Here is a 6,598-nt window from a genome sequence, read left to right as displayed (position 1 = left end):
GTCTCTCCCTGTCCGTTCCGTTCGCGGGACACGCGAATCTCGGCGCACCTGCGGTCCGCGTTGTCACGGTAACCCACGGTTGGCCCAACTTCGCGCCGGCAGCCCGGCGGGACACCACGGCCATGCGCCGGCCCGCCCCCCGCGGCCTCCGTGTCCGTGGGGACCACGGCGTGGGCGGGGTCGCGCCAGATCTTGCCGTGACGCTGTGAAGCGTGGCGGAACCACGAGACGGGGGGACACGGGTCCCCCCGGGAGGAAGGACATGACCGACACCACCAACTGGGCGGGGAACATCACCTTCGGCGCGGAACGCCTCAGGACCCCCGCCTCGGTCGAGGAGCTGCAGGAGCTGGTGGCCGGCTCCCGTGCCGTACGAGCCCTGGGAACCGGCCACTCCTTCAACGCGATCGCCGACACCACCGGGGACCTGGTGTCCACCGCCGGCCTGCCCCGTGTGCTCGACGTCGACGGGCGGGCCCGCACCGTCACCGTGAGCGGTGGGACCCGTTTCGGCGAGATCACCGGCCTCCTCCACGAGGCCGGACTCGCCCTGCACAACCTCGGTTCGCTGCCCCACATCTCGATCGCCGGAGCCTGTGCGACCGGCACGCACGGGTCGGGGGACGGCAACGGCACCCTCGCCTCGGCCGTACGGGCCGTCACGTACGTCTCGGCCTCCGGCGACCTCGTCACGACGCGGCGGGGCGACGAACACTTCGAGGGCTCCGTGGTCGCCCTCGGCGCACTCGGCGTGGTCACCACGCTGACCCTGGACCTGGTGCCGGCCTTCGACGTCCGGCAGTGGGTCTACGAAGACCTGCCCGTCACCGCCCTCCGCGGCGCTTTCGACGAGGTGATGTCCGCCGCGTACAGCGTCAGCCTCTTCACCCGCTGGAGAGGGGACCTGATCGACCAGGTGTGGCTCAAGCGGCGCGCGGACGCCCCGGAGGCCGCGACCGAGCCGTCGCGGTGGCTCGGTGCCGTCCGGGCCGACGGCCCGAGACACCCCGTCCCCGGCATGCCGGCCGGCTCCTGTACCCCGCAGCTGGGCCTGCCGGGCCCGTCCCCGTTCCGGCTGCCGCACTTCAGGCTGGAGCACACCCCGAGCAGCGGCGACGAACTCCAGTCGGAGTACTTCGTCGCCCGTGAGGACGCCGTCGCGGCCTTCGACGCCCTGCACGCCGTACGGGACGCCTTCGCCCCCCATCTGCAGGTGGGGGAGATCCGGAGCGTGGCCGCGGACGGCCTCTGGCTCAGTCCGGCCCATCGGCGGGACTCCGTGGCCTTCCACTTCACCTGGCTGCCCGACACCGCCGCCGTGACGAAGGCCCTGCACGTGATCGAGGACGCCCTCGCCCCCTTCGCGGCCCGGCCGCACTGGGGCAAGCTCTTCGTCACGGAGCCCGAGGCCCTGCGCGCTCTCTACCCCCGGTACGACCGTTTCGAGCGCCTGACGGCGGAGGTCGACCCCACGGGGACGTTCCGCAACGACTTCATCGCCCGCTGCTTCCCGCGGTGAACCGTCCGCGGAGCACGGCCGGGGCGGACCCCGCCACCGCCCGGACCGCAGCGGCCCCTGGCGACCCCGCCCCCGCCGTCTCCGCACCACCTCGGATCGGAGCCCGCTCCTGACCGTCTTCCGCATCGCCCTTTTCGTCGCCTGCGCCTCCCCGGCGCCCTCCGGAGAGCGAGCCGGGCCCAGGCCCGGCCGGCGAGCGAGGCCCCGGCACCTGGGCGGAGCCCCGTCGGGGCCGGCACGGCGGCTGTCCGCACCCTCGGCCGCCGAGCTGTGGTGTGCCACCACATCCACGCGTGACCAGCGGGTTTCCACGGTGCGGCGACACGAACACGTCCCCGTCACTCGCTCGGAAGTGGTGCACATGGCCGCCGCGAGACCCACTGCCACGTCCCCCGGATCCGTCAAGCGCATCGTCGCCGCCGGCCTCATCGGCACCACCGTCGAGTGGTACGACAACTCCTTCGATCAGGGCTAGGACCCGCAGACGGTCTCGGCGCCTGTCCTGCGCCGCTCATCGGCCGGCGAGACGTCGTGGTGGATGCAGGTCCTGTGTGAGCCCCTCCTGAGGTGCGCCCTGGGTGGCGTCGGAGGCGTCATGATCGGCGTCGGCGTGACCGATGGCGCGGCTCGGCGACACGGTCATCCGTCTGGCCGCCGAACGCTCCGCACTGCCCGAGCGAGACCCCTTGCACCGGGAGCGGCTCACCGCCGACTGCCTGATCGCGGTCCACGACCCCGTCGACCTCACGTGCACCGTCGTCAGCGCCGGGCTGCCCGAGCCCGTCGCCGTCTTCCTCGACGGCACCTCCATCCGCCTTCCCGTCCCACCGGCCGGTCCGACCAGGTCTTCACCTGCGGCCTCCCGGACGGGCCCGAAGCCGCGCCGCTGGCGCGTGCGCGGGCTCGCCGCCGTCTCGAGAGCTGGAACTGCGACGAGGAGACGGTCTTCACCACGGAGCTCATCGTCAGCGAACTCGTCGGCAACGCCGTCCGCTACGGGGCACCGCCCCTCGAACTCCGCCTGATCCGGGACCAGGCACTCACCTGCGAGGTCAGTGACGGCGCGACGAGCGCACCGCACGTGAGGCACGCGCGCACCGTCGACGAGAACGGTCGGGGTCTGTTCATCGTCGCCGGCCTGGCCGATCGCTGGGGCACCCGCTACCGCACGGACGGAAAGACCGTCTGGGCCCAGCAGCCACCGGAGCCGACCGACTCTCCCGCACGCCGTCGATGACCCGTGGCCGGACGAGTGGCGTGGCACGTCATCGGGCCGGGACCGCCACGCGTCCTCCGCGTCATCGCATGTCGGCGTCCGTCGGAGTACGGGACCGGTCCCCGGTCCCCACCGTTGCGCGCGACTCGGCCGCAGGGTGCGTCCCGGAGGTGTTCGGGGTGAGGACCGAGCCGAGCCACCCCAGGGCGAACCCCGCCGGGATCGTCACCACCCCGGGCACCATGAGCGGGGTCAACTGGAAGTCCAGATCGGGGAAGACGGCACCGGGGCCCGCCGAGAGCAAGGGAGAGGCGGCGGAGAGCGCGAGGGTGAGGACGGTGGAGCCGTACAGGCACCACAGGGCGCCCCGGCTCGTGAACCGCGGCCACGACAGGGAGTAGAGCAGAACCGGCGCGAGGGCGGACGCGGAGAGGGTCAGCGCCACGGTGGACAGCACCAACAGCGGCCAGTCGCCCGCGAGGACGGCGAGCAGGACCGCCACCATGCCGATGGCGGGCGCCGTCCACCGGGCCCAGGCGGACACCCGTGCCGGAGAGGCGGCGCCCCGGCGCACCGCGTGCGCGTACAGGTCGTGAGCCACCGTCCGCGCCCCGGCCAGGACGACGTCCGCGACGGTCGCGAGCGCGGCGAGGAAGACGGCACAGGACACCGCGGACAGCAGGAGTCCGCCCCGGTCGAGCGCACCGGCGAGCGAGAGGACCGCGCTCGCCGAGGCGTCCGCTCCGGCGAGGCGGTCACCGACGACCGCCGCCGCACCGAAGCCCGCGACCCCCAGCAGCACGGAGATCAGCAGCATCTGGCCGGCCGCCCACCCCAGTGCCGGCCGGGTCCTGTCGGCCCGTCCGACGCCGAGGACCCGCAGGGTGACGTGGGGAAGGCAGGCGATGCCCAGCGGGATGACGAGCGCGGTGCCGATCTGCTGCAGGACGCCGAGGGCGTCGGAGCCGTACTGCAGTCCGGAACCGAGCAGGGCGTCGCCGTGGACGCCGCCCCGTACCGCGGCCGCCAGCATCCGGTCGGGGTTCCAGCCGAAGTGGCGCAGCGCGAACAGCGCCAGGGCAGTGAAGACCGCCAGCAGCACACCCACCTTCACGACCTGCACCAGCGCGGTGCCGCGTACCCCGCCCGTGGCGGCCAGGGCCGCCATCAGCCCGCCGATGACCACGATGCCGACGGTGCGGGGGCCGGTGCCCTCCAGGCCGAGCATGTGCGTGGTCAAGGTCCCCACGGCGGCCAGTTGCAGCACCAGGAACGCCAGGCACACGGTGAGCGTGACCAGAGCGACGGCCACGCGCACCGAGGGCCGGGACGCCCGGCGGGTGATCGCGTCACCGACCGTGCGGGCGCCGGTCCGGCGCAGCGGCTCGGCGACGACGAGGGCGAGGAGCACCATGCTGAGGGCCATCCCCAGCAGCATCATGACGCCGTCGTGGCCGGTCACCGCGACCATCCCCGTGATCGCGAGCAGGCTGACCGACGACAGCCCCGTACCGCTGATGGCCAGGCCGTGCTGCCAGGGCTTGAGGTCCCGGAGCGCGGCACGGTCGTCGCCGTCGTCCTCCGCGTTGGTCATCACGCAGAGCAGGCCGCACAGGGCCATGAAGATCAGAAGGCCGACGACGGTCGTCGCCTCGTGGGCCGCGCCGCTCACGCGTGCCTCCCCTGATTCCGGTCCGTCCGCCGGTCCGCCGTGGCCGGGCGCCGCCGCCACCGGACCACGGCGGCGGCCATGACGACGAGCTGCAGCGCCACGAGCACCAGGCCGACGCTCAGGTGGCCCGCCACCGTCGTGCTCAGGGCGGTGGGGAAGACGGCGCCGCCGACGGCGAGGAGCAGGTAGCACCCGCCGACGACGCGCATCGGGCGGTGGTCGGGGAGGCCGGTGGGGGAGGAGCCCCGGTCGGGCTCCCCGGCCGGGGAAGCGGCGTCGGGACGGCCGGGCGGGGGCATGGCGTCGTCCGGCCACGGCTGCCAGGAAGGCGAGGAATGCACAGGGGCTCCACGGAGATCTGAAGGGGTGGACGGCCGTTCGCGGCACCCGGGGCTCATGGCGGGTGCCCGCGGCCGGCGGGATGTGAGGCGCCTGTGCCGCGAGGAGGAGGTCGCCCGCGATGCCCGGTCGAGGTGCGTGATCGCCGGCGACCAGGGCAGCATGGGCGGGAATCCCCGCGCACGTCCAGCGGCGGGACCCCTCAGGCGGGACCGGTCGCCGATCGAGTGGGCGGGCACACTCCCGCGGTGCGGCGACTGTGCGGTGACACAATGTCCGCCGCCCTGGTCCGCCCGGCACGCGCGTCGGCCGCGAGTGCGGTCCGGCCCGTCGCCGCAAGCCTGGTCTTTACCCCCGAGATGGCCAACAATGCCAGGACCCTGGAAGCGGAGGTGATCATGCACGCGTCGCGTCTCGGAACATCCGGCGTGGTCGCGGCCGACAGAAGCGGCGCCATGTCCGCGGAGAGCTCCTCGGCGGGCGGCGGAACACCCGCGTCGGCGGACGAAGTCCTCCGACGTGCCGCGACCACACTGCTCGGGCGCCTCTCCACCCTGGTCGACCGGGCCATGGAACGGCTCCGGGCCGAGGTCGTCCACTACACCAGCCCCCTGCTCGCGCCGCCCGACGTCGCGCGGGCCACGTACGAGGCGCTGGAGGTCGCGGTCGGCGCGCTCGCCTCCCCGGAACGCTTCGACGAGTCGGGCGAGCGCGCCTGGGCCGTGGGGCACCGGAGGGCGACCCAGGGCGTGCCGCTGCTGGCGGTCACCCAGGCGTACCGGATCGGCGCGTCGGTGATCTGGGACGCGCTGGTCGAGGCGGTCCTGGAGGACAGCCCGGAGGACGCCCCGCTCCTCGTGTACGCGGCGGGCGACTTCTGGCGCTGGGTCGAACGGGACATGACGCTCCTGAAGGAGGCCCACCGCGAGCGCACGCTCGGCCTGCCGCCCGATGACGGCCGCAAGCTGCTTCCGGCGCTGAAGGCGCTCCTGCGGGGGCACAGCGATCCGCTGGACCTGTCCGGCGCGGCGGTGATCCTCGACCTCCCGCTCACCGGTCGCTACGCCGTGGTCCGTCTCAGCGGGGCGGACGCGACCCGCCCCGAGGGCGCGCCGGTCCGCGAGGAGGTCGCCGGAATCCAGCTCCACTGGTGCCCGTACCCGGAGGGGCAGGTCGTGGTCGCGCTGCTGCGGGACCGGACGGTGGAGCAGCTGCGCGCCGTCGTCCCCGTCGGGCCGGGGGCGCGCGGTGGGGTGAGCCCCGTCGTCGACGGGCTCGGGCAGCTGGGGCGGGCGCGTGATCTCGCCGAACTCGCGCTGGGCACCTGCCGGCAGGACGGGGAGCTGGTCGCGCTGGACGAGCGGGTCTCCGCGGGATTCGTCCTCTCCCGGCCGGATCTGGCCGACGAGCTCGTCACCCGCACGCTGCGGAAGGTGATGGAGCTGGACGTGGCGGACCGGCGGCTGCTGATGGACACCCTGGAGGCGTGGCTCGACTGCCAGGGCTCGGCGGGGCAGGCCGGGGAGCTGCTGTACTGCCACCGCAACACCGTGCTCAACCGGCTGCGCCGCCTGGAACGGCTCACCGGGCTGCGGCTGGACCGTCCGCGGGACCTGGTCGACCTGGCGCTGGCCCTCGACGCCTACCGGCTGCGCGCCGCGGCCGTGTGAGGGCCGCGGCGCCGAAGGCCCCGCGCGGGCGGGGGGCCGCCCGGGGGCGGGGGGGCCGGCCCGGGGCGGACGGTCACCCCCGGCGCGGGGGCGCCCCCCCCCCCCCCCCCCCGCCCCCCCCCCGCCCCCACGCCGGGGGTCCGGGTCAGGGTGGCGCTCGGCGGCCTCGCCCCCGACGACGT

General features: G+C 74.5%; 5 protein-coding genes. 3 read left to right on the top strand and 2 right to left on the bottom strand.

Annotation, left to right across the window (positions count from 1 at the left end; all coding sequences use genetic code 11):
* Nucleotides 1-262: 262 nt before the first annotated feature.
* Complete coding sequence (locus AB0E83_RS34615; RefSeq protein WP_362120667.1) at nucleotides 263-1,519, top strand: D-arabinono-1,4-lactone oxidase; 1,257 nt, start codon at nucleotides 263-265, stop codon at nucleotides 1,517-1,519.
* 538 nt (nucleotides 1,520-2,057) lie between these two features.
* Nucleotides 2,058-2,756, top strand: a complete 699-nt coding sequence (locus tag AB0E83_RS34610) for an ATP-binding protein (RefSeq protein WP_362120665.1) — start codon at nucleotides 2,058-2,060, stop codon at nucleotides 2,754-2,756.
* Nucleotides 2,757-2,817: 61 nt separating this feature from the next.
* Here AB0E83_RS34610 and AB0E83_RS34605 read toward each other — a convergent pair whose 3' ends face one another.
* Nucleotides 2,818-4,407 carry a cation acetate symporter gene (locus AB0E83_RS34605; protein WP_362120663.1) on the bottom strand — a complete coding sequence of 530 codons (1,590 nt, stop codon included), beginning with the start codon at nucleotides 4,405-4,407 and terminating at the stop codon, nucleotides 2,818-2,820.
* Nucleotides 4,404-4,748: a hypothetical protein gene (locus AB0E83_RS34600; protein WP_362120662.1), complete on the bottom strand. Its 345-nt coding sequence runs from the start codon at nucleotides 4,746-4,748 to the stop codon at nucleotides 4,404-4,406. Before AB0E83_RS34600 ends, AB0E83_RS34605 begins: the two co-directional genes overlap by 4 nt.
* Nucleotides 4,749-5,201: 453 nt before the next feature.
* Here AB0E83_RS34600 and AB0E83_RS34595 point away from each other — a divergent pair, with 453 nt between their 5' ends.
* Nucleotides 5,202-6,416: a helix-turn-helix domain-containing protein gene (locus tag AB0E83_RS34595; protein ID WP_362120660.1), complete on the top strand. Its 1,215-nt coding sequence runs from the start codon at nucleotides 5,202-5,204 to the stop codon at nucleotides 6,414-6,416.
* The last annotated feature ends 182 nt before the right edge of the window (nucleotides 6,417-6,598 follow it).

This window comes from Streptomyces sp. NPDC035033 (assembly GCF_040636735.1).
Lineage (GTDB): Bacteria > Actinomycetota > Actinomycetes > Streptomycetales > Streptomycetaceae > Streptomyces.
The sequence above is the reverse complement of the archived record's forward strand: the minus strand, read 5'-3'. Positions and strand labels throughout refer to the sequence as shown.